Source organism: Pyxidicoccus caerfyrddinensis (assembly GCF_010894405.1).
Classification (GTDB): Bacteria; Myxococcota; Myxococcia; order Myxococcales; family Myxococcaceae; genus Myxococcus; species Myxococcus caerfyrddinensis.
Genome location: NZ_JAAIYA010000005.1, coordinates 474,229 through 494,478 on the forward strand (window position 1 = coordinate 474,229; position 20,250 = coordinate 494,478).

21 protein-coding genes are annotated in these 20,250 nt (G+C 70.7%); 10 read left to right on the forward strand and 11 right to left on the reverse strand.

Annotation, left to right across the window (positions count from 1 at the left end; all coding sequences use genetic code 11):
- Positions 1–333 precede the first annotated feature (333 nt).
- Positions 334–705: a helix-turn-helix transcriptional regulator gene (locus G4D86_RS14740; RefSeq protein ID WP_163993923.1), complete on the forward strand. Its 372-nt coding sequence runs from the start codon at positions 334–336 to the stop codon at positions 703–705.
- A 24-nt stretch (positions 706–729) separates the two neighbouring features.
- On the opposite strand, the gene G4D86_RS14745 is transcribed toward G4D86_RS14740, so the two are convergent.
- Genes G4D86_RS14745 through G4D86_RS14760 form a run of 4 tightly spaced genes read right to left on the reverse strand, consistent with a single transcriptional unit; the run spans position 730 to position 5,676 of the window.
- Complete coding sequence (locus G4D86_RS14745; protein WP_163993926.1) at positions 730–2,259, reverse strand: response regulator; 1,530 nt, start codon at positions 2,257–2,259, stop codon at positions 730–732.
- A complete protein-coding gene (locus tag G4D86_RS14750; protein ID WP_163993928.1) occupies positions 2,252–4,303 on the reverse strand; it encodes a response regulator in 2,052 nt (683 codons plus the stop codon). The genes G4D86_RS14745 and G4D86_RS14750 overlap by 8 nt, the downstream gene beginning before the upstream one ends.
- Positions 4,300–5,007, reverse strand: a complete 708-nt coding sequence (locus G4D86_RS14755; RefSeq protein ID WP_163993930.1) for a hypothetical protein — start codon at positions 5,005–5,007, stop codon at positions 4,300–4,302. Before G4D86_RS14755 ends, G4D86_RS14750 begins: the two co-directional genes overlap by 4 nt.
- A gap of 6 nt (positions 5,008–5,013) precedes the next feature.
- Entirely contained in the window at positions 5,014–5,676 is a 663-nt protein-coding gene (locus tag G4D86_RS14760; protein WP_163993932.1) for a cobalamin B12-binding domain-containing protein, read from the reverse strand.
- Between the two features lie 267 nt (positions 5,677–5,943).
- Between G4D86_RS14760 and G4D86_RS14765 the strand changes: the two genes are divergently transcribed.
- Positions 5,944–8,490: a sensor histidine kinase gene (locus G4D86_RS14765; protein WP_163993934.1), complete on the forward strand. Its 2,547-nt coding sequence runs from the start codon at positions 5,944–5,946 to the stop codon at positions 8,488–8,490.
- A 16-nt stretch (positions 8,491–8,506) separates the two neighbouring features.
- Here G4D86_RS14765 and G4D86_RS14770 read toward each other — a convergent pair whose 3' ends face one another.
- The 3 genes from G4D86_RS14770 to G4D86_RS14780 all read right to left on the reverse strand — a co-directional run bounded on the left by G4D86_RS14770 (position 8,507) and on the right by G4D86_RS14780 (position 11,160).
- Entirely contained in the window at positions 8,507–9,013 is a 507-nt protein-coding gene (locus G4D86_RS14770; RefSeq protein WP_338050603.1) for a type II TA system antitoxin MqsA family protein, read from the reverse strand.
- Complete coding sequence (locus tag G4D86_RS14775; RefSeq protein WP_163993938.1) at positions 8,995–9,297, reverse strand: DUF4258 domain-containing protein; 303 nt, start codon at positions 9,295–9,297, stop codon at positions 8,995–8,997. Before G4D86_RS14775 ends, G4D86_RS14770 begins: the two co-directional genes overlap by 19 nt.
- A 336-nt stretch (positions 9,298–9,633) precedes the next feature.
- The gene (locus G4D86_RS14780) at positions 9,634–11,160 is read right to left on the reverse strand and encodes a sensor histidine kinase (RefSeq protein WP_163993940.1); all 1,527 of its coding nucleotides are present in this window, start codon (positions 11,158–11,160) and stop codon (positions 9,634–9,636) included.
- Between the two features lie 298 nt (positions 11,161–11,458).
- On the opposite strand from G4D86_RS14780, the gene G4D86_RS14785 reads away from it, so the two are divergent.
- The 3 genes from G4D86_RS14785 to G4D86_RS14795 are packed head-to-tail and all read left to right on the forward strand — an operon-like array spanning position 11,459 to position 13,346.
- Entirely contained in the window at positions 11,459–11,944 is a 486-nt protein-coding gene (locus tag G4D86_RS14785; protein WP_163993942.1) for an RNA polymerase sigma factor, read from the forward strand.
- On the forward strand, positions 11,941–12,741 hold the full coding sequence (locus G4D86_RS14790) for an ActD-like protein (protein WP_163993944.1): 801 nt from the start codon (positions 11,941–11,943) through the stop codon (positions 12,739–12,741). The genes G4D86_RS14785 and G4D86_RS14790 overlap by 4 nt, the downstream gene beginning before the upstream one ends.
- Positions 12,741–13,346, forward strand: a complete 606-nt coding sequence (locus tag G4D86_RS14795) for a peptidase (RefSeq protein ID WP_163993946.1) — start codon at positions 12,741–12,743, stop codon at positions 13,344–13,346. Before G4D86_RS14790 ends, G4D86_RS14795 begins: the two co-directional genes overlap by 1 nt.
- 16 nt (positions 13,347–13,362) lie before the next feature.
- On the opposite strand, the gene G4D86_RS14800 is transcribed toward G4D86_RS14795, so the two are convergent.
- Positions 13,363–13,863 (reverse strand): DUF6748 domain-containing protein, encoded by a 501-nt coding sequence (locus G4D86_RS14800; RefSeq protein ID WP_163993948.1) that lies wholly within the window; start codon positions 13,861–13,863, stop codon positions 13,363–13,365.
- 123 nt (positions 13,864–13,986) lie between these two features.
- Here G4D86_RS14800 and G4D86_RS14805 point away from each other — a divergent pair, with 123 nt between their 5' ends.
- The 4 genes from G4D86_RS14805 (at position 13,987) to G4D86_RS14820 (ending at position 17,483) form a co-directional block, all read left to right on the forward strand.
- A complete protein-coding gene (locus tag G4D86_RS14805) occupies positions 13,987–14,235 on the forward strand; it encodes a hypothetical protein (protein ID WP_163993950.1) in 249 nt (82 codons plus the stop codon).
- The gene (locus G4D86_RS14810; RefSeq protein ID WP_205519571.1) at positions 14,232–14,807 is read left to right on the forward strand and encodes a hypothetical protein; all 576 of its coding nucleotides are present in this window, start codon (positions 14,232–14,234) and stop codon (positions 14,805–14,807) included. Before G4D86_RS14805 ends, G4D86_RS14810 begins: the two co-directional genes overlap by 4 nt.
- A gap of 95 nt (positions 14,808–14,902) precedes the next feature.
- Positions 14,903–16,009: a DNA polymerase III subunit beta gene (gene dnaN / locus G4D86_RS14815; protein ID WP_163993951.1), complete on the forward strand. Its 1,107-nt coding sequence runs from the start codon at positions 14,903–14,905 to the stop codon at positions 16,007–16,009.
- Between the two features lie 208 nt (positions 16,010–16,217).
- The gene (locus G4D86_RS14820; RefSeq protein ID WP_163993953.1) at positions 16,218–17,483 is read left to right on the forward strand and encodes a hypothetical protein; all 1,266 of its coding nucleotides are present in this window, start codon (positions 16,218–16,220) and stop codon (positions 17,481–17,483) included.
- A 66-nt stretch (positions 17,484–17,549) separates the two neighbouring features.
- On the opposite strand, the gene G4D86_RS14825 is transcribed toward G4D86_RS14820, so the two are convergent.
- Complete coding sequence (locus G4D86_RS14825; RefSeq protein ID WP_163993955.1) at positions 17,550–18,803, reverse strand: DUF1990 family protein; 1,254 nt, start codon at positions 18,801–18,803, stop codon at positions 17,550–17,552.
- A 4-nt stretch (positions 18,804–18,807) separates the two neighbouring features.
- A complete protein-coding gene (locus tag G4D86_RS14830; RefSeq protein WP_240360249.1) occupies positions 18,808–19,488 on the reverse strand; it encodes a DUF1990 family protein in 681 nt (226 codons plus the stop codon).
- A 76-nt stretch (positions 19,489–19,564) separates the two neighbouring features.
- Between G4D86_RS14830 and G4D86_RS14835 the strand changes: the two genes are divergently transcribed.
- Complete coding sequence (locus tag G4D86_RS14835) at positions 19,565–19,849, forward strand: hypothetical protein (protein ID WP_240360250.1); 285 nt, start codon at positions 19,565–19,567, stop codon at positions 19,847–19,849.
- A 15-nt stretch (positions 19,850–19,864) separates the two neighbouring features.
- On the opposite strand, the gene G4D86_RS14840 is transcribed toward G4D86_RS14835, so the two are convergent.
- A complete protein-coding gene (locus tag G4D86_RS14840; protein WP_163993959.1) occupies positions 19,865–20,239 on the reverse strand; it encodes a hypothetical protein in 375 nt (124 codons plus the stop codon).
- Positions 20,240–20,250 lie beyond the last annotated feature (11 nt).

The following is a 20,250-nucleotide window of genomic DNA, read 5'->3' on the forward strand; positions in this document are numbered from 1 at the left end:
CGCTTCAGGGCCTCCGGAGTGCTCGCGCGCGTCCAACCCTGGGGGGAGGAACCGGTCGCAGGACTTGCCGGAGCCGTAGGAAAGTCGCCGTCCAACGTTATAGGTCACCCGTGTTCCGGGGCCTCCCAGCGTGCGGGGGGGGCCCCTGAACCGTTCCCCCGAGGGGCGTGGCGTCGAGGGAAGGCCGCTCCGAAAGCGCCCATCCGAACCCCGAGAGTCCACCTCGTGGGCAGCAACCCTACGGGTGAACAACTTGAGGCTGACCCGGCAAGTTCTGTCTGTCTGCCTCCATACGTCCTATGCCAGCGGCCGAACGTTTCGGGTTGGTAAGGCATGGACAAGAAACTCGCAACCACCATCGGAGCAGCGGCGCGCGCCGCCCGGACCCGCCTGGAACTCACGCAGGCCGACGTGGCCGAGCGCATCGATGTGGCCACCGAGGTCTACGGGCGCCTGGAGCGCGGCGGCATGCTCCCCAGCGTGCAGACGCTGCTGAAGCTGTGTCACGAGCTGCACGTCTCCGCGGACGAGCTGCTGGGCCTGTCCGCCTCGCACGGCGCCTCCAACGCCTCGCGCGCCAGCGAGCCGCCTCCCTCTCCACAAGAGCGGCCCGAGGTGCGGCGCCTGCTGCGCACCGTGCGTCAGCTGGAGCCCTCGAAGGTGAAGCTGCTGGGCCTCGTCGCCAACGCGCTGGGGCGGCGCTGAAGCAAAGCTCCCCGCCGTCCCCCCTCACAACGTCGAGATGAGCCGATCCAGCTCGTCTGGCTTCACCGGCTTGACGAGGTGCCGGTCGAACCCCGCGCGTAGCGCGCGGTCATGACCCTCCGGACCGCCGTAGCCCGTAATCGCCACCAGGCGGATGGTCTGCCCCACCCGCGAGCGCAGCTCCTCCGCCACCCGGTACCCGTCCATCCCCGGCAGGCCGATGTCCACCAGCGCCAGCTCCGGTGACTGCGTCAGCGCCAGCGCCAGCCCTTGCAGGCCGTCCGGCGCCACCGCCACCTGGTGACCCCACAGCTCGAGCAAGTCCCTCATGGCCTGGCGCGCGTCCGAGTTGTCCTCCACCAGGAGGATGCGCCGCCCGCCGCGCCGCGTGTACGCGCCGTTGCCGCTGTCGGCGGGCACGGTCACCTCGTGCAGCAGTGGCAGCTTCACCACGAACTCGCTGCCCCGTCCCGGGCCGTCGCTGAAGGCGTGCACCTCGCCGCCGTGCATCCGCACCAGCTTGCGCACCAGCGTCAGGCCGATGCCCAGTCCCCCGCGCGAGCGCTCCAGGGACGTGTCCGCCTGGGCGAACAGGTCGAAGATGTAGGGCAGCACGTCCGCGGGGATGCCGATGCCGGTGTCCTTCACCCGCACCACCGCCTTCGCCGAGCCGTCCACGCCCTCCCGCTCCACGCGCACGCTGATGTGGCCGCCGTCCGTGTACTTGGAGGCGTTGTCCAGCAGGTTGGTGAAGACCTGCTCCAGCCGGGTGGCGTCCGCCTGCACCCACAGCGGGCCCGGGGGCGGCGACACGTCCAGTCCCAGCCCGCGCGACTCGGCCATGGGACGCGCCACCTGGAGCACCTGCTGGAGGATGGCGACCAGGTCCACCCGGGTGGGGCGCAGCTCCACCTTGTCGCGCGTAATCCGGCTCACGTCGAGCAGGTCGTCCACCAGCCGCGCCAGGTGGTGCGTCTGGCGCTGGATGATGCCGCGCATGCGCGACTCCTTGGGGTCGTCCGCGGGCTTGCGCTCCAGGATGCCAATGGCCGTCATGATGGCGGCCAGCGGGTTGCGCAATTCGTGCGCGAGCATGGCGAGGAACTCGTCCTTGCGGCGGTCCATCTCCGCCAGCTCCTCGGCGCGCAGGCGCGCGACCTGCTCCGCGTGGCGCAGGCGCAAGAGCGACTTCACCGTGGCGATGAGCTCCGAGGCCTCGAAGGGCTGGGTGAGGTACGCGTCCGCGCCGCCATCCAGGGCGCGCACCTTCTTGTCGGAGCTGACGAAGGTGGCGGAGGTGTGCAGCACGGCCATGGCGGCGGTGCCGGGGTTGGCGCGCAGCCGCGCGCAGACTTCATAGCCGCTGATGTCCGGCAGCTTCACGTCCAGGACGATGACGTCCGGGCGGTGCTGCTCCGCCATGAGGAGCGCCGCCATGCCGGTGGCGGCCTCCAGCACTTTGAAGCCCGACATCTCCAGGATGCGGTTGACGAGGTAGCGGTTGGCGTCATCGTCGTTGACGTTGAGGACGGTGGCCAGCTTGGGGTCAACCACGGCGGCTACCCTCCTGCAGGGCGTGAGAGCCGAGGCCCGCCTTGGTCAGGGCGTCGCGGATGCGGTTGATGGCCACCTCGCGGCTCAGCGTGTGCTTGGAGAGGATGGCGGTCGTCTCCTTGGCCAGGCGCGTGCGCTCGTTCTCCTGCAGCTCGTGCGAGGTGTGGAGGATGACGGGAATCTCGCGCGTGCGGGGGTCCGCCTTCAGCTCGTCCAGCACGTCGAAGGCGGTGATGTCCGGGAGGACGAAGTCCAGGAAGATGAGGTGCGGGGCCTGCTCGCGCGCCAGCCGCACGCCCTCCTTGCCGCCGGACGCCTCCAGCAGCACGTAGGGCAAATCCTTGAGCAGCTGCTTGAGCAGGTAGCGGTGGACGTCGTCGTCGTCGATGAGGAGCAGCCGCTCCACCGGCCCGCTGCGGGCCATCGTCTGCAGCTTCTTCTGCAGCCGGACTTCGTCCACCGGCTTGAGCCAGAACTCGTCGGCGCCCAGAGCTCGGGCCTTCTGCTCGCGGTCCGTCACCGTGACGACGAGGACGGGGATGTCCCGCGTGGCCTCGTTGTTCTTCATGTCCGCGAGGAAGTTCCAGCTCGTCTCCCCCTCCAGCATGACGTCCAGCACCATGGCGGCGGGGCGCACCCGCTCCATGACGCGCCGGGCTTCGTCCGTGCTGCGCACCGGCAGCACCTGGAAGCCGGAGCGCGCGAGGTACTTCTCGTAGAGGAAGAGCGTCTGCCGGTCGTCCTCCAGCACCAGCACCGGGGCGCGGCTGGGGTCCAGCTGCTCGCTGCGCTGGGCCAGGCCCGTCATCTCCGCCACCTCGGTGTGGACGCGGGGGATGGTGACGGTGAAGGTGGCGCCCTGGCCCAGGGCGCTCTTCACGGCGAGGCTGCCGCCCAGCACTTCCGTCAGCTTGCGCGCCAGCGGCAGGCCCAGGCCGGTGCCCTTCACCTTGCGCTGCAGCGGGCTGTCCACCTGGGAGAACTCCTCGAAGATGCGCTCGTGGTTCTCCGGGGCGATGCCGATGCCCGAGTCCTGCACGCTGAAGATGACGGTGTCGCGCGGGCCCGGCGCCACCGAGAGAGTCACGTGGCCGGCCTCGGTGAACTTCAGCGCGTTGGAGACCAGGTTGCGCAGCACCTGACTCAAGCGGGACTCGTCCGTCTCCAGCTCCAGCGCCACCTCCGGCTCCACCAGGTGCAGCTCCACCGGCGAGCCCGGCGGCAAGAGCGGCTTCATCATGCCGCGCAGCGCGCTGAGCAAATCACTCACCACGAAGCGGCTGTGGCGCAGCGCCGTCTTGCCGGCCTCCATCTTGGAGAGGTCCAGCAAATCATTCACCAGCTCGAAGAGGGCCTCCGCGGAGTTGCGGATGAACTGGACCTGCTTCTCCTGCTCGCCGCTGAGTGAGCCGTTGATGGGGTTGAGCAGGACTTTCGAGAGGCCGAGGATGGAGTGCAGCGGGGTGCGGAACTCGTGGCTGACGTTGGCCACCACCCGGCTCTTGATTTCGGCGACGAGCTGCAGGCTCTCCGCCTTCTCGTCCAGGGCGACGTGGAGGCTGCGCACGCCGCGGTTGGACTCCTCCAGCTCGCGGTTGAGGCGGGCCAGCTCGTCCGCGCGGCGCTTCAGCTCGCGCTGCTGGCGCTCCGTCTCGCGGTGGAGGGTGGACACCTCGCTGAGGGCGCTGTTCACCTCGTCCAGGGCGTTGCCGTAGTCCTGCGGCACCAGGCTGCCCACCATCAGCACACCGCCTTCGCCGTCGGGGCGGGCGCGGAAGGCGAAGGTGGTGGGCGTGTCCTCGCGGCAGAGGATGAGCTCCCAGCCTTCCACCCGTTCGTCGCGGGCCTGCGACAGGAGCTTGTCCACCTTCTCCTCGGCGCCCCTCGCGGCGAGGCTGCGCAGGCTCTGGCCCGGCTTCGCCGCGAGGAGGGAGTGCGCGCGTGCGTCCACCCAGGTGAGGGTGCCCTGCGTGTCGCAGACGAGGGCGACCTCCCGGCTGAGGTCGTCGAAGAGACGGCCGTCGGGAGATGTGGGGTGCCTCATGAACGGGTCTCCTCCCAGGACACGCCCGCCGTGGCGAGCAGGTTCCGGGCCTCCGGGTGCCGGGCTCCCAGCACGGACTTCAACATGCCGAGCACGCTGGGAAATGCCAGCAATCCAAAGCCGCGCCGCGGCCAGAAGCCGACGTACCAGCGCACGTGGTCGCCCATCAGCTCGTGGCGGCCCGACGCCAGCGCGTCCTCGAGGTAGGACAGATGCAGTTGCAACTCTTCTTCAAGACGCGGCCGGTCCTCGGGGAGGATGTAGAGCGTCAGCCGGCCGGCGGCGGCGTGGGCCAGCTCGGGAGCATCCTGCTCCAGCTTCTGGGCAGGCCCCTCGGTGTAGCGCAGCGCCTCGCGCGCGGCCTTCACGTAGTCATGGGGCAGGGTGCCGGGGCCCCAGCCTTCGGCTTCCAGCGCGTGGGCCAGTCCGGCGAAGTGACTGTCGAGGTGGCGAGAGCACATGCCCCGCGACACGAGGAGGGTGCGCAGCCAGCGCGCGTAGCCCTCCATGACGGAGGGGCGCTGCTCGTCCAGGGCCTGGACGAGGTAGCGCACGTGGAAGGCGGCGTCCTCGTCACCGAAGCGGCGCGAGCGCTCCGCGCCATAGCGCGCCTCCCAGAAGGGGTCCTGGTACAGCGGGGCCACGGAGGCGGTGGCCAGACGGCTCGCCTTCTCTTCCACGAGTCTGCTCAGCGGCTGCTCCATCGGGGTTCAGACTCCCAGGGTCCTGCAGGCGGTGGCCACCAGCTCTCTCGCGTCCCGGCCGAAGAAGCTGACGCCCAGGTCCTCTTCGAGGACCGGGGCCCAGCGGAAGGCGAGTCCTCCCACGGCGATGGGGACGCCGGGGACGGCCTCGCGCGCGTGCTTCACGGCCTCGCGCAGCTGGGGCAGGTGGTACGTCATCGTCACGGAGAGGGCGAGCAGGTCGGGCCGCACCTCGCGCAGCATGCGCGCCAGGTGCTCGGGCGGGACGCTGGCGCCGAGGAAGCGCACGTCGAAGCCGGCCATCTCCAGGAAGTCGCTGGCCATGCGCGGGCCCATCTCGTGCAGCTCGCCCTCCACGCACGACACCATGACGACCTTGCCGTTCTCCGGGTCCCTGGGCAGGTGGCGGTAGAGGTGGGCCAGGGCGAGCTGGGAGATGGAGGTGGCCAGGTGCTCCTGCGCCACGGAGATGATGTTCTCCTGCCACAGGCGGCCAATCTCGTACTGGGCCAGCTGGATGACCTCCAGGTGCAGCACCTGGAGGGGGACGCCGCGTAGGAGCCCCTCGTCCACCAGCAGGCGCAGGGCTTCCCGCCGGTTTCCGGCGAGCTGCGCGGCGACGTACTGCTCGCGCAGGGTGGTGAGGGAGGGTTCAGTCTGGGGGAGCACGGGCAGGAAGGTCGCGGGCAAAGGTCAGGAAGCTAGTGATGAACAGAAGTTAATGGTGACCCGTTTCCCAGTTACAGCGAACCGGGGGCGTTTTCATCGCCCACCCGACACTGTGCGGCCCTTCCGGTAGAGGCCCGGTCGCCTGCCTGCCCTGTAGGTTTTGCCGATCATCCCGGCGATAGGGACCTTCAGGAGTACCCGCCGCGCGAGGTGTCCTTCGACAGGCTGGACATCCGGCTCGCCCCGGCTGGAGAGTGTCCGTTGCGCGTGCCGAGTCCTGCCACGACATGGCTGCCGGGCGCGGGTGAGCTTGCGTCGCTCACCCGCGACCTGGACTGGTCGAAGACCCCCGTGGGCCCCATGGAGACGTGGCCCCACTCGCTGCGCATCACGCTCTCCACGCTGCTCACCTGCCGCCAGCCGATGTTCCTGTGGTGGGGGCCGGAGAAGGTCCAGTTCTACAACGACGCGTACCGGCCGAGCCTCGGCGTCGACCGCCATCCCCAGGGCCTGGGCGCGCGCGGGCGTGCGTTCTGGACGGACATCTGGGACGTCATCGGCCCGCTCATCCATCGCGTCCAGGGAGGCGAGTCCGTCTGGTTCGAGGACCAGCGCATCCCCATCCTGCGCGATGGGGGCTTCCAGGAGGTCTTCTGGACGTTCAGCTACAGCCCGGTGCTCGACGACGACGGGGGCGTGGGGGGCGTGCTGGTCGTCTGCACCGAGACGACGCAGAAGGTGCTCGGCGAGCGCCGGCTGCGGACCTTCAAGGACCTGGCCGTGAGCGCGCTGGACGCGGGGGACGAGGAGGCCGTGGGCGCGGCCGCAGCGGCGGTGCTCGCCCGGAACGCGGCCGACGTCCCCTTTTCCGCGCTGTACCTGGGCGGGGCTGACAGCCCCTTCCTGCGTCGGGTGGGGCTCACCGGGCTCGAGCCCTGCTCGCCCGCCGCGCCCGAGCGCATGGGGCCCATGGACCCCCACTCCGTGTGGCCGCTCTGGGAGGCCGTGCGCACCGGCAGACCCGTGTGGGTGGCGGACGTGCAGGCGCGCGTGCCGGGCCTCGTGGCGGGCCCTTGGCCCGAGCCCATCCGGACCGCCTGCGTGCTGCCTTTGCCGGAGCCGACGGGCGAGGGCGTGCGCGGCGCGCTCCTGGTGGGTTGCAGCCCGCGCCTGTCGTTCGGCCCCGAGCTGCAGGACTTCTTCGCATTGCTCGCCAACCAGCTGGGCGTGGTGCTGGCGCGGGCCCGCGCGGGCGCCGAGCGCGAGCGACTGCTGGTGGAGGTGGAGCGGGCACACGCGCGGGTCGAGGCCGAGCGCACGCGCCTGCACAACCTGCTCGAGGCGGCGCCCGCGGTCATCTGCACGCTGCGGGGCCCCGAGCACGTCTTCGAGCTGGCCAACCCGCTCTACCTGGAGCTGGTCGCCGGCAAGCGCCCCCTGGTGGGCCGCCCCGTCGCCGAGGCCCTGCCGGAGGTCGTGGAGCAGGGCTTCATCCAGTTGCTGGATGACGTGTACCGCACGGGCAGGCCCTTCGTCGGGCAGGAGGTGCGCATCCTGCTGGACCGCCAGGAGACGGGCCGCCTCGAGGAGGTGTTCCTGACCTTCATCTACCAGGCGCGGCGTGGGGCCGGGGGAGCGGTGGAGGGTATCGACGTCTTCGCTTTCGAGGTGACGGAGCAGGTCCACGCCCGGCGCCGGGTGGAGGCCGTCGCGGACGCCTTGCGGCGGAGCGATGAGCGCAGCCGCATGGTGGAGCAGGCGGCGGGCGTCGGCACCTGGGAGCTCGACCTGTCCACCCGGAGGCTGCGGCTGGACGCCCTCACGAGCGAGCTCTTCGCGATGCCAGGGGTGGGCGACCCGGCGCTCGAGGACATCTTCGCCGTCCTCCTCCCCGAGGACCGTGAGCAGGTGCGTGAGGCGGTGGAGTCCGCGCTGCGGGGCGAGCGCGCGGGTGTGTTCGCCGCCGAGTACCGCGTCGCCACGCTCGATGGTGCGCTGCGCTGGGTGGAGGGACGCGGGCGCGCGTACTTCGGCGCCGACGGCCGCCCCGAGCGCTTCCTCGGCACGGCCATGGACATCTCCGCGCGCAAGGAGGTCGAGCAGCAGGCGCGCCGGAACGCAGAGTTCGAACAACAGCTCATCGGCATCGTCAGCCATGACCTGCGCAATCCCCTGAGCGCCATCCTTCTTGGTGCGCAGGCGGTGCTGCGCGGAGAGGAGCTGAGCGACAGGCAGCTGCGCACCACGCTGCGCATCCAGACCTCGGCCGAGCGCGCGGTGCGGATGATTCGCGACCTGCTGGACTTCACCCAGGCGCGCCTGACGGGCGGGCTTCCGGTGAGGCCCGCGCCCATGGACCTGCATGTCCTGGTCCGCCAGGTGGTGGACGAGGTGCAGGTGTCCCGCCCGGAGCGCACCGTGCACGTGGCGCAGCAGGGCGAAGGCCGGGGCACGTGGGACGCGGACCGCATCGCGCAGGTGGTGAGCAACCTGCTCTCCAATGCGCTCGACTACAGCCCCGCGGACACGCCCGTGACGGTGACGACGCGCGGCGAGGCGGAGCGGGTGGTGATTGAAGTGCGCAACCTGGGGGCCACCATCCCCGCTGACGTGATGCCGCGCCTCTTCCGGCCCATGCAGCGCGGCGTCCCCACGGACGGCACCCGCCGCAGCGTGGGGCTGGGCCTCTACATCGTGGACCAGGTGGTGCGTGCACACGGTGGGCACGTGGACGTGCACTCGGACTCCGAGCAGGGCACCGTCTTCACGGTGCGGCTGCCGCGTGACGTCAAGGGCGCGGAGTCCGGCGGTTAGCCTGGTTGGAGTCGTGCTACGCGGACAGCTCCACCGTCCAGCCCTGCTTCTTCGGTTTGAGGCGCACGCGCAGCGGGGTGGCCTCGGTGGTCGCGACGTGCTCGAGCCGCTCCAGCGGGTACTCCTTCACGGGCTGTTCGCGCACGGCCATCAGCCGCAGCAGCCGTTCCGCCATGGGGCCCATGGCGAGGGGCTTGTCGATCCGCTCCCAGCGGGACACGGTCTCCTTCGTCACACCCATGTGTCGGGCCAGGTCAGAGCCCGACAGCCCAAGGTACGTGCGCAGGAAGCGGATCTCCCGTGGTGTGAGCCCTGCCTCCTTCTGCGCGAGCTGCAACGCGAGCGTCATGTGGAGCTGCTCGACGTTCGAGTAGCTGATTTCCTCCTCCCCGCATGCCGGGCAGTGGCGGACCTGGACGCCCTCCACGATGACGCCCTCCAGGCCCGCGTAGGCCCTTCGCGTCTCCTGACGGGACGTCATGCTCCCACCACACTTCATGCACTTCATCGCTGCTTCCTCCATGCGGTGACCACCACCAGCTCCGTGTCGCTCCGAAACGCCACGACGACACACTGCAGCTGGGTGTGCACCCGGTAGGTCCAGTCCACCTGCCCCATCTCCGCCGGCTCGGTGAGGTGGCCTCCCCGCAGCACGTTCGTCACGTCGAGCTCCGTCAGGTCGTCCTTCTCCATCTCTTCTCGCGCATGACGCGAGTAGCCCACCCGGCCACCCCGCAGGATGGCCGAGATGCGCTTGCGAGCCGCGGTGGTGGTGAGTGGTCTTCCTGAATCAACAGTTGATGCCATATCAATAGCTGCTCCTGATGCGTTTTCAAGGCGTACATGGCGAGTTGATCTTTTCTCGGGCGGGGGGTCGCCTGGCTGCTTGCCGGATGCGGGGGGCTTGCAGGGCCCATGCCCTGTAGGGGCATGCCATTCCGGTTCGGGCATCCAGCGCGTCGTCACTCGCGGCGAGTCGCCCCGGGTGTGCGCGACAGCGATGCCGTCCGTACCGCCGGACGGGCCTGGTCCGGCGGCTGGATGCCAGGGCGGCCCGCTCGGGAGAGACAGGGCCTCTTGCCAGTCAGGGGGTGCTGGCGCCTGGGTGCGGCCGTCGGGGCTACGTCCTGACTGGCACGTGGCTCAGCGTGGCAGCCGCACGGTGAAGGTGGTGCCGCGGCCTGGGGCGGAGTCCAGGTCCACCGTGCCGCCGTGCGCGTCCACCAGGTGCCGGACGATGTAGAGCCCCAGGCCAATCGAGCGGCTGGACGTGTCTCCTGTCCTCGGCCCCCGGCGCATGGGCTCGAAGAGGCTTGCCTGGACCTCGGAGGGAATGGGCTCGCCGTCGTTGTGGACGGAGAGACACCACTCCACCTCCGTGCTCCAGGCCCGCACGGTGACGGGCGCGTCGGCGGCGCCGTGGGTGAGCGCGTTGGACAGGAGGTTCGTCATCACCTGGGCCATGCGGTCCGTGTCCCAGCGGCCCTGGCCATCGCCGGACAGCTCCAACCGCACGTCGCGCTCCGGGTGGGCCACGCGCATGTCCTCCGCCACGCCGCGCACCACGGGGTGCAGGTCCGAGGCCGTGCGCTCCAGCGAGATGCCTCCGCCCAGCCGCGCCTGGGTGAAGTCGAGCAGGTCGCGAATCATCCGGCTCGCGCGCTCGCCGTTGGAGACGATGCGCGTGAGGTGCTTCGTGGTGCGCTCGTTGAAGTCCTCCCCGCGCAGGAGGATGGACGCCGACAGCAGCATCACCGCGAGCGGGTTGCGCAAATCATGCGAGACGATGCCGATGAGCTGCTGCTCGAAGTCCGCGCGCCGGCGCAGCTCGTCCTCCACCCGCTTGCGCTCGGTGACGTCCTTGGCCACGCCGATGAAGCCCAGCGCCTCCCCGCCCTCGCTGCGCAGCAGCGTGGTGTGGATGTCCACCCAGATGACGGCGCCGTCCTTGCGCCGTCCCTTCCACTCGCCCCGGTAGTCCAGGCCCTCGCGGATGCGGGCGATGTCGCGCGCCGCCTCGGCGAGGTCCTGCTCCGGGTAGAGGCGCGCGGTGGTCTCCCCCAGCATCTCCCCCGCCGTGTAGCCGAAGAGGTGCTCGGCGCCGTGGTTCCAGTGGGTGATGCGGCCGTGCAGGTCCGTCACCACGATGCTGTCGCGGACGTTGCCGAGGATGACGGCCTGCTCGCGCAAGAGCGCGTTGGCCCGCTCCAGCTCGGCGCGCATGGCCCGCTCTGCATCCAGCAGGTTGGACTGCTTGCGCGCGGAGGCCCGCGCGCGCAGCAGCGTGTCGAGCGTGGCCAGCAGCTCCTCGGGATTCACCGGGGCGACGAGGTAGCTGTCCGCGCCGCCCTGCAGGCCCTCCACCCTGTCGGTGGCGGAGGTGAAGGACGAGGAGAGCTGGACGACGGGGATGGAGGCCGTGGTCGCGTCCCGCTTCAGCCGCTGGCACACCTCGAAGCCGAGCATGTCCGGCAGCTTCACGTCGAGCAGGATGGCGTCCGGCTGCTCGAGGGAGAGCCGGAGCGCGTCCTCGCCCGTCTCCGCCTCCACCGTGGCGAAGCCCGCGCGCCTCAGGGTGACGCAGAGCAGGTAGCGGCTCGCCTCGTGGTCATCCACCACGAGAATCACGGGCGCGGGCCGGGCGGTCTGGCGGGGGAGGTCGGTCACCATCGCTGCGAAGGATTACCCACGCTACTTCCGCTTTCTTCCTCGTGAGCCTTCGTGATGTCGGTTACTGGCGCCAGCGGAGCCTGTGGCGTGAAGGCGCACACGCGGGGCCGGGGCCTGTCGCCCCGGGCGGGAAGGTGTCCCGGGCGTCGCCGGGCCGCGCACCAGGCAGGCGACGGAGCCGGAATGGGGCGCCGGCGGGTGGCCCGGCCGGGGAAAAAGGGGTACGGACGCAAAGGCGCGGTAACAGTTCTTCGCGGGGCCGGTGTTCCCTTCCGCGAACGAGGGAGGCGCGACGCCGGTGTCAATCGATGTGGAGGCCTACTACCGCCGCTACGGCCCCCAGGTGCTCCGGCGCTGCCGCTTCCTCCTGCGTGACGAGGAGAAGGCCGTGGACGCCATGCACGACGTGTTCGTCCAGCTCTTGCGCTACCAGGGCGCGCTGAAGGACGCGGCGCCGTCCAGCCTGCTGCACCGCATTGCCACCACCGTGAGCCTCAACAAGCTGCGCGGGGCGAAGCGGCGGCCGGAGGACCGCGAGGACGAGCTGGTGCTGCAGATTGCCTCCGCGGAGGACAACGAGTCACGCGTCGCGGCGCGCGGGGTGCTGGACCGGCTGTTCGGCCGGGTGCCCGCGTCCAGCCGCGACATCGCCGTGCTGCACCTGGTGGATGGAATGACGCTGGAGGAGACGGCCCGGGAGGTGGGCCTGTCCGTGTCCGGCGTGCGCAAGCGCCTGCGCGCGCTGTCCGCCGTGCTGCAGGAGCTGGAGCTGGAGGCCGCATGAACTCCCCCCCTCGCACCCCCGACTGGATGTTGGAGCGAATCGCCCTGGGTGAGCTGCCCCCCGACGAGCTGGCCGCCGCGCGCGCCCGGCTCGCCGCCGAGCCCGACGGGCCGGCGCGGCTGGCCGCCCTGGAGGCCGACACGCGCGCCACGCTGGAGCGGCTGCCCCCCGCGCGCGTCGTTCGCGAGGTGGCGGCCCGCGCGTCCCGCAAGGAGGCTCCCTCCCCTTCGCGGCGCCTGGCACCGGCGTGGGGCCTCCTGGTGCCGGCGCTCGCCACCGTGGCCCTCTTCGTCCTGGCACGTCCCGACACCCTGGGCGACATCGGCTCGGGCCTGACGGCGTCAGGCGGCTCCGCCGACACGACGCGCATCAAGGGCCTGGCGCCCCAGCTGCTCGTCCACCGTCAGGCCGCCGCGGGCCCCGAGCGCCTCACCGACGGAGCTCCCGTCGCCGCGGGTGACGTGGTGCAGCTGGCGTACGTGGCCGCCGGCCGCGGGCACGGCGTCATCCTCTCCGTGGACGGGCGCGGCGCCGTCACCCTGCACGCGCCGGAAGCGGGCGGCGACTCCGCGGTGCTCTCTCCGTCCGGCACCCACATGCTCCCCCGTGCGTACGAGCTGGACGACGCGCCGGACTTCGAGCGCTTCTTCTTCATTTCCTCGGAGGAGCCGTTCTCCCTGGAGCCCGTGCTGGCCGCGGCGAAGGCCCTGGCGGAGGGCCCGGACGCCCGGACGGCTCCCCTGTCTTTGCCCGAGGACTTGACGCAGGTGTCGTTCACGCTGGAAAAGCGTAGGTGATGAACTCCTTTGCGCTCCTCGCATCATGGCTGTGGGCAGGGGCGGCGGTCGCCGGGCAGTTTCCGGAGGCTTCCCGTCTGGTGGCGGAAGCGGGTGGGCCCGTGCTCGCGCAGTCGGCGGGTGAGCCGGCCGCGTCCTCGCGGGGGCTGCGCAAGGGCAAGGTGCACGTGGAGCTGTGGGCGAGCGACATCCAGTTCGCCAACCTGGCCGTGAAGTTCGGCGGCGGGCCGTTCTACTTCACGCTGCTGTCGGGCTTCGAGCCGGGGCGGGACGCGCGCTTCAGCTTCGGCGCGGGGCTGGGCGGCCACCTGACGCTGGGCCACCGGCTCTGGCTGGACGGGGACGTGACGGGCGGCGCGGTGCAGCCGGTGCAGAAGCCGCTGGAGGGTGACGGCGGCAACGTGCTGGGGCAGGCGCGGCTGATGCTGGGCTTCCAGGTGCTGCCGCGGCTGGCGGTGTTCGCCGGGCCCACCTACAACCTGTGGTTCGTCTGGGGGCAGCCGGACTTCGACTCCATCACCCGCTTTCCGGCGAGTGAGAGCCAGCCGAAGTCGGACCAGCGCCTGCAGCACTGGCCCGGGCTCCAGGTGGGGCTGCACATCTAGGCGGCCCGGCTCGACTTCACTTGATCATGCGGCTGGCGCGCAGGACGGTGGCCGCGCCCGCGGGGCCGGCGTTCTGCCGGGTCTCCAGGGTGGCCTCCACGCGCAGGCCCTCCTTGAACGTCTGCAGCTCCAGCTCGTTCGCGCGCTCGTCGGAGCCGCCGGAGAGGGCGGACAGGTCCAGCTCGTGGACGGGGATGGGCTCCGCCTCCGGCTTGTCCGCGCGGTAGGCGTTGTAGGTGGGGCAGGGCGGGGCGATGCAGCGGATGCCGCTGTTCTTCACGAGGTAGACGGTGCTCTCACCCTGCTTCACCTCGCTGCCGGCGGGCGGGGGAGGCGTGGGAGCGGCCTCGGTGCCGGGCTCGTTGCCCTTGGGGGCGGCCTCGGCGGCGGGACGGGCGGCCTCCGCGGACGGGGTGCCGGGCTCGCTCGGCGGGGTGCCGGGAGAGGAGGAGGGCGTGGTGCAGCCGGCGGCGAAGCCAAGGGCCAGGGCGGCGAGCAGCAGCGGGCGGACGTTCATGAGGGGCTCCGGAAGGGAAGGGACGGGACAGTGTCCTCCGCTTGAGAGATTGGGGCCAGTCCGTGCTTGCTTCCAGGGGGCGGCGGAGTGGCGACGCCCTCGGGGCGGACTATGTTCCGGAACATGGACCAGGACACGGATCCACGCCGACGCGAGCGCTACCTGCAGCTGCTGCGAGCCCAGTCCCCGGTGGATCGGCTGCGCAAGGCGGGCGCGCTGACACGCGCCGTGCGGCAGATGGCCACCGCGGGTATCCGCCAGGCGTTTCCCCTGGCCGACGAGACGGAGGTCCGCGTCCGGCTCACCGAGCGACTCTACGGGCGTGAAGTGGCGACCCGGCTGTTCGGTCCCCACCCGGCACTGCGCGGATGAGCGAGCCAGATGTCATCGCCGTGGCCCTCCAGTGCGCCGATGCGCTGGAAGTGGCCGGGGTGGGATATTTCCTTGGAGGCAGTCTGGCGAGCTCGCTCCAGGGCGAGCCCCGGGCCACCAACGACATCGACTTCGTCATCGACCTGCGCCTGCCCCAGCTCCCGACATTCGTTCAGGCCCTGGGCGCCGACTTCGACGTGGATGAGGAGTCGCTCCGGGACGCCGTCCGGCAGGGCGCTTCCTGGAACATCTTCCATCTCCCCTCCGTCACGAAGGTGGACCTCTTCCTGCTGCGCTCCGGTGCGTTCGACCGGAGCGAGTTCGAGCGTCGCCGCCGGGTGGTGCTGACCCCGGACGGAAAGGGACTCTTCATCAAGAGCCCGGAGGACTCCGTCCTGCGCAAGCTGTTGTGGTTCCGTGAGGGTGGAGAGACCTCCACCACGCAATGGCGGGATATCGTTCAGGTCCTTCGGGTGACCGGAGGTCAGATGGATGTGGATTACCTGAACTCCTGGGCAGGGCAACTTGGGGTGACGGCGCTGCTCGACCGGGCCCGGACATTGGCCGGCTAGAGGGCTTCGGCGTTCATTGACGTCCCCCCTGGCAGGGGCTACATCCGGCCTCGTTGATCGCCCCTCCGGGGCGTGACCCGTAAGGACACCTTCCGATGGAATTCCGCATCGCCGCTGACGAGCTGAAGAAGGCCCTCTACCGCGCGCAGGGAATCGTCGAGCGCAAGACGACGATGCCCATCCTCGCCAACGTGCTCGTCACCGCGAACAAGGGCGGCATCACCGTCACCGCGTTCGACCTGGACATCGGCATCGTCTCCGAGCACCCCGCCGAGGTCATCAAGCAGGGCGCCGTCACCCTCAGCGCCAAGTACGTCTTCGACATCGTCCAGAACCTCCCGGACGCCCAGGTCACCCTCAAGAAGCTGGCCAACAACTACGTCGACATCTCCAGTGGCTCGGCCCACTTCAAGATCGTCGGCATGGCCGCCGAGGAGTACCCCAAGCTGCCCAAGGAGGAGAACGCGCCCCTGGTCCAGGTGGGCGGCAACACCCTGCTGGAGATGATCAAGAAGACCCAGTTCGCCATCTCCAGCGACGAGACACGCTACATCCTCAACGGCGTCTTCTTCGAGCCCCAGGAGGACGGCAAGGTCCGCATGGTGGCCACCGACGGTCACCGCCTGTCGCTCATCGAGCGCGAGGTGCCGGGCGACTTCAAGCTCAAGAGCGGCGTCATCATCCCCCGCAAGGGCCTGATGGAGCTCAAGCGCCTGCTCGACGAGGCCCCCGACGCCGAGTGCCACCTGGGCTTCGCGGAGAACTCCGCCCTGTTCAAGAAGCCCGGCCTCACCATGGTGATGCGCCTCATCGACGGCCAGTTCCCCGAGTACCAGCGCGTCATCCCCAAGCAGGGCGAGAAGGTCGTCCTCGTGCCGAAGACGCGCTTCCTCGAAGGGCTCAAGCGCATCGCCCTGCTGTCGGCGGACAAGAGCAACGCGGTGCGCATCGGCCTGGAGGACAACAAGCTCGTCATCACCGCGAGCAACCCGGACCTGGGCGAGGCCAAGGACGTGCTGGAGCTGGCCTACCGCGGCAACGACATCACCATCGGCTTCAACGCGCGCTACCTCATGGACGTGCTCACCGTCACCGAGACGGACGAGGTCTCCTTCGAGCTGGGCGACGAGCACAGCCCGGGCGTCCTCCACGCCCCCGGCGACCGCAGCTTCACCGCCGTCGTCATGCCCATGCGCGTCTGAGTCGGATCCACACAGGTCCACCCCGGAGCGCCGTACCGCGCGCGGGGTGGACATGCCGCATCCTGAACTCGAAGGACGTACCTGGAGGCGCCGCCCGCTCGCGTCGCGCCTCCAAGCCAACGGAACCAGGCCGCGCACCGTTCACTCGTGCGGGGGCCCCCGGGGCAGGGGGCCTGCCGGCCGCGGGCCGCCTTCGTATAGTGCGGGCGTGGCCACCCACCCGGACAACCTGCGGGCTCGGTTGGAGGACCGCGCGGACCTCCTGGAGGCCACGCGGCTTCGCTACCGGGCGCTGCGCGGCATGCTGGACGCCTTCTTCTGGAAGGACCGGGTGCGTGCGCAGTTCGAGCTGCTCCGCGAGGTGGCCCAGGCCCAGCCGGAGGTGGACGCCGCGCTCGCCGCGCTGAAGCGCCGCGCCGCCGCGGAAGGGTGGCCGGGCGACGCCGCGCCCGTGAGGCTGATGGCGGAGGTGGAGCGGCTGCGCGAGGCCGTGGAGCATGCGGCCCTCAAGCGGCTGCCCGAGGAGGAGCGGCCGGCGACGCTCGGTGCGGCGCTGCTCCAACTGGAAGAGGTGGTGCTGGAGGCGGGGCCGCTGCTGGGCCGGCGCACCTGGGCCCGGGCCGTGGAGCTGCTGCCGCGCAACCTGCCGGAGCTGCGCGCCGCGTGCGCCGCCGCGGAGGTGTTCGAGCGCGTCTTCAAACGCCCCGCGCCGGAGGGGCCACTACCCTTCACCGTGGCCGAGGCGGATGAATTGCGTCGCGCGCTTCCGTTGGCGGAAACCGCACTGGCCACGTTGTGGGAGCGGCTGGAGCACTTCGACACCAGCGGCCGCGTGAAGGAGTTCTTGGAGAAGCGCGCGTCGCGGGTGCCGCTGCAGGTGCCGCGCAGCGGGCCGGAGCTGCTGCTGCACGCGGCCTTCTGGACGGGCGTCGCACGGGCCCGGCTGCGCGTGCTGCTGGAGGCGCGGCTGGCACCCGTGGTGCCGCACGACGCGGAGGTGCCGGAGCTGCTCGTGTGGCTGGCGGCTCGCGAGGGCGGCATGTCGGGAGCCGTCTCGGAGCCACGTGATGGCGCTGCCCGTGAGCTTCGTGAGGGCACCGCCCTGGGCTCAACCCGCGACGCAAGGCTCGAACCATGCGCGGCCTTCGGCGAAGGACGCGCGGCCCTGTTCGAGCTGGCCGCGGAGCTGGCGGCACTCTCCCGCGAGCGTCCCCAGGGCGCATGGGACGAAGAGGCCGCGTGGGTGCGGCTGTGGAGCGCCGCGCAGCGGGCTCGACGTGAAGACGGCCCGGATGTGGAGCGGCTGCGAGACGCGCTGCGCCTGTTCATCCTCCTGCGCGGTCAATCCCAGACGCCCGCGCGCCTGTTCTCTCCGGACCGTGCGCGGCCTCCCGCAGCGGACGTGGGCGCGGACGTGAGGGACCTGGCCGCGCTGGTCCACGCCGCACGCAACGCCGCGTCGCGCGGAGGTTGAGCGCTCCCTCTCGCGTCCACTCGAGGACGCGACAGGGAGCACCCTCCCATCCGTGGCGCCCGCTCCTCACTCCGCGCGTGCTTCCACCAGCGGCATCAGCCGCGAGGCCAGTGCCGCCACCAGGGCGTCCTCGGTGAAGGCCGCCGCCACCTTGGGCACCTTGAAGCGCGTCGTGGCCACCTTGCGCAGCGAATAGAACGCCCAGGTCGACGCCACCGCCGCCGCGCCGCCCAGCACTCCCGCCAGCGCCATCACGCTCCGCTTCTGGCCCGACACGGACGAGGCCGCGGCCAGCACGCCCGTGAGCACCCGGCCCGCCATGGGCAGGAACTTCACGCGCGCCGGTGTCGTCGGCAGCTTGTCAGCCACCAACTCACCCAGCGCGAGCACGCCCAGCACCTTGGGCACCCACGGCTTCGACAGCGCTTCCGCCAGTGGGTCCGTCCTCGGCCCCGGCGCCTGCGACAGCCGCCGGCTCACCAGCGTGGGAGCGCTCATGCTCCGCATCCCCGCCAGCACACCCAACCCCAGGGGAGTCAACCATTGTCCTCGATGCACGGCTTCTACCTCCTCGTCCACCTGCGTCTTCTGTCGCCCGGGCGCGATTTGCGCGAAGAACTGCACGGGCCCCAGCTCCAACTCGTGGCCGGAGTGCTCTATCTGCCCCGAGCTCGCCGGCTGCCCCACCAGGTCCGGGCGCCGCCGCGTCAGCTCGCGCAGGCGCACGTGGGTCAGCCGGTGCCACGCGCGCTGGTAGCGCCGCCCCACCAGGGCGAAGCCCACGCGGCTCCACCAGTTGGGGAACTCACCCGGGCGCCAGGCCGCCTCGATGTGGAAGCGCACCTCGCCCGTCTGGTGGTCCTTCTTCAGCAGGAACCACTCGCGTCCCGCCTCGATGTGGCCGTCCAGCGTCTCGAAGCTGAAGCCGTAGACGCTGCACTTCTCGCCATGCTCCAGGCGCGTGCCGCCCACGCGCACCGCGCACAGGTAGCGCAGCTTCTGTCCCAGCGACTTCAGCTCCAGCAGCACGGTGCGGCCCCGCATCGGCTCGTCGGCGGAGAAGTGCCAGCGGACGATGCGCGGGTCGGAGAAGTCGAAGGTCTCCAGCACCTTCCGCGCGCGCTCGAAGATGCCGTCGGACTGGGGCGGCCCGGGCAGCTCGTGGCCCAGCAGGCCCACGGAGTGCACCTGGCTCCAGCCCGTCTCCAGCGTCATCTCGCCCGCGCCCGCGGTGTAGTTGCGGCCCTGCGTGCGGGCCTCGTCCAGCCGGGGCACCAGCTCCTCTTCGGTCCAACCGGAGAGCCACCGCCACTCAATCATGTGCCTAGTCTCCCTTTGCGATGAACGTCGGGTCGTGCTCCGGGTCCGCACCGTCGGGCTCTTCCTCCAGCTCGGTGGTGTCGGCGTGGATGACGCCCACGACGCCCTCTCCGGCGGTGACGGCGGCGCGCAGCACGAACTCCGTCCAGGTGTTGGTCTGCATGGCCTCGCCCGCGGTGACGAACCCCACGTAGTGGAACGTCGAGCCGGAACGCGCCCGGCTGCGGATGTGGAAGATGACGTCGCCGTGCTCGTTGCGGTACGCCCCGAAGGTGATGCGGCCCGCCTCCGGGTGGCCCGGCAGGGTGGCGAGCGTGAGGCTCTGCGCGTCCTTGTGGATGACACGCACGCCAAAGGTCCCCGCGCCTTGAATCTTCACCGACAGCTCGTCGCCCAACTGCAGCGGCTCGCCCTCGCGCGATGCGTCCTCGTGTTTGAAGACACACAACTCCGAGGGCGCGAACTCCGCGAAGCGGCGCGCCACCCAGTCCATGAGGGTGGATGGCGAGTGCTGGCAGTCCTTGATGACCGCCCAGTAGTCGCGCTGGAGCAGCGGCCCCGCGCCATGCTCGGGGAGCAGGAGGTCGGCTGCCTGAGTGCTCTCGATGTCCGTCGACTCGCTCGCCATCTCGCCCTTTCCCGTGCTCGGCCCCACCATGATGGGGACCGCTCTGCCCGGCTGCATGGCGCGGCCGCGCTCCGGACAGAGGGTCTTCAATTCGAGGCGGGCCTGCCTGCCCGCTCAGGGAGGGAGCATGGGGATGGACGTCAATCCGGCGAGTGAGGTTTCAGAGAAGGAGTACGCGGCGCCTCCGGTGGTGCGGGCCGAGCACCTCGAAGGCTCGTTCACCCGCCTGCTGGAACAGCAGACGGCCAAGGTGCCGTCACACGTGTTCCTCTTCGCCAGCTTCTGCTCGATGGCGGTGTCACTCGGCCTGGAGCTTGGCGGCCGCGAGCGCCCGGCCCGCTTCGTGGGCCTGTGGGCGACGCCACTGCTGGTGATGGGCGTCTACAACAAGCTGGTGAAGACCCTGGGCCCGCGCTGAGCCGCGGGCATCCGGCTACAGGTGCGTCGGGTACGCGGCAATCTCGCAGTTGCGCAGCCGCACGCGGGTGCCGGGCGCGGGCGGGGTGCCCTTCGCGGAGAGGATGACCAGCGAGGGGCCCACGAGCAGTGTCACGGTGCCCTCCTCGTCCACCACTTCGAGCGTCCCGTCGAGGACGCCCAGCGTGGGCTCACCGGCAGAGGCCTCGGATATCGGCTCCAGCTCCTCGCCCCAGGTGAGCACCCGGGTGACGGCCAGCTCCACGTCGGTGAACTGCCCGCGCGAGGGCGGGTCTCCGCGCCAGTAGGCCCAGATGACCCCGCCCGGCGTCTTCAGCGCGACGCGCGGACCCTCCGCTCCCTTCTCGAGCCTGACGACCTGGACGTGCATCCGTGGCACTG

Bases quoted from the DNA above. Each gene is read 5' to 3' on its own strand.
- dnaN (WP_163993951.1), top strand. From the start codon at position 14,903: ATGGAATTCCGCATCGCCGCTGACGAGCTGAAGAAGGCCCTCTACCGC.
- G4D86_RS14795 (WP_163993946.1), top strand. From the start codon at position 12,741: ATGAACTCCTTTGCGCTCCTCGCATCATGGCTGTGGGCAGGGGCGGCG.
- G4D86_RS14790 (WP_163993944.1), top strand. From the start codon at position 11,941: ATGAACTCCCCCCCTCGCACCCCCGACTGGATGTTGGAGCGAATCGCC.
- G4D86_RS14800 (WP_163993948.1), bottom strand. From the start codon at position 13,863: ATGAACGTCCGCCCGCTGCTGCTCGCCGCCCTGGCCCTTGGCTTCGCC.
- G4D86_RS14755 (WP_163993930.1), bottom strand. From the start codon at position 5,007: ATGGAGCAGCCGCTGAGCAGACTCGTGGAAGAGAAGGCGAGCCGTCTG.
- G4D86_RS14780 (WP_163993940.1), bottom strand. From the start codon at position 11,160: ATGGTGACCGACCTCCCCCGCCAGACCGCCCGGCCCGCGCCCGTGATT.
- G4D86_RS14740 (WP_163993923.1), top strand. From the start codon at position 334: ATGGACAAGAAACTCGCAACCACCATCGGAGCAGCGGCGCGCGCCGCC.
- G4D86_RS14810 (WP_205519571.1), top strand. From the start codon at position 14,232: ATGAGCGAGCCAGATGTCATCGCCGTGGCCCTCCAGTGCGCCGATGCG.
- G4D86_RS14770 (WP_338050603.1), bottom strand. From the start codon at position 9,013: ATGGAGGAAGCAGCGATGAAGTGCATGAAGTGTGGTGGGAGCATGACG.
- G4D86_RS14840 (WP_163993959.1), bottom strand. From the start codon at position 20,239: ATGCACGTCCAGGTCGTCAGGCTCGAGAAGGGAGCGGAGGGTCCGCGC.
- G4D86_RS14750 (WP_163993928.1), bottom strand. From the start codon at position 4,303: ATGAGGCACCCCACATCTCCCGACGGCCGTCTCTTCGACGACCTCAGC.
- G4D86_RS14825 (WP_163993955.1), bottom strand. From the start codon at position 18,803: ATGATTGAGTGGCGGTGGCTCTCCGGTTGGACCGAAGAGGAGCTGGTG.
- G4D86_RS14775 (WP_163993938.1), bottom strand. From the start codon at position 9,297: ATGGCATCAACTGTTGATTCAGGAAGACCACTCACCACCACCGCGGCT.
- G4D86_RS14830 (WP_240360249.1), bottom strand. From the start codon at position 19,488: ATGCAGCCGGGCAGAGCGGTCCCCATCATGGTGGGGCCGAGCACGGGA.
- G4D86_RS14805 (WP_163993950.1), top strand. From the start codon at position 13,987: ATGGACCAGGACACGGATCCACGCCGACGCGAGCGCTACCTGCAGCTG.
- G4D86_RS14835 (WP_240360250.1), top strand. From the start codon at position 19,565: ATGGACGTCAATCCGGCGAGTGAGGTTTCAGAGAAGGAGTACGCGGCG.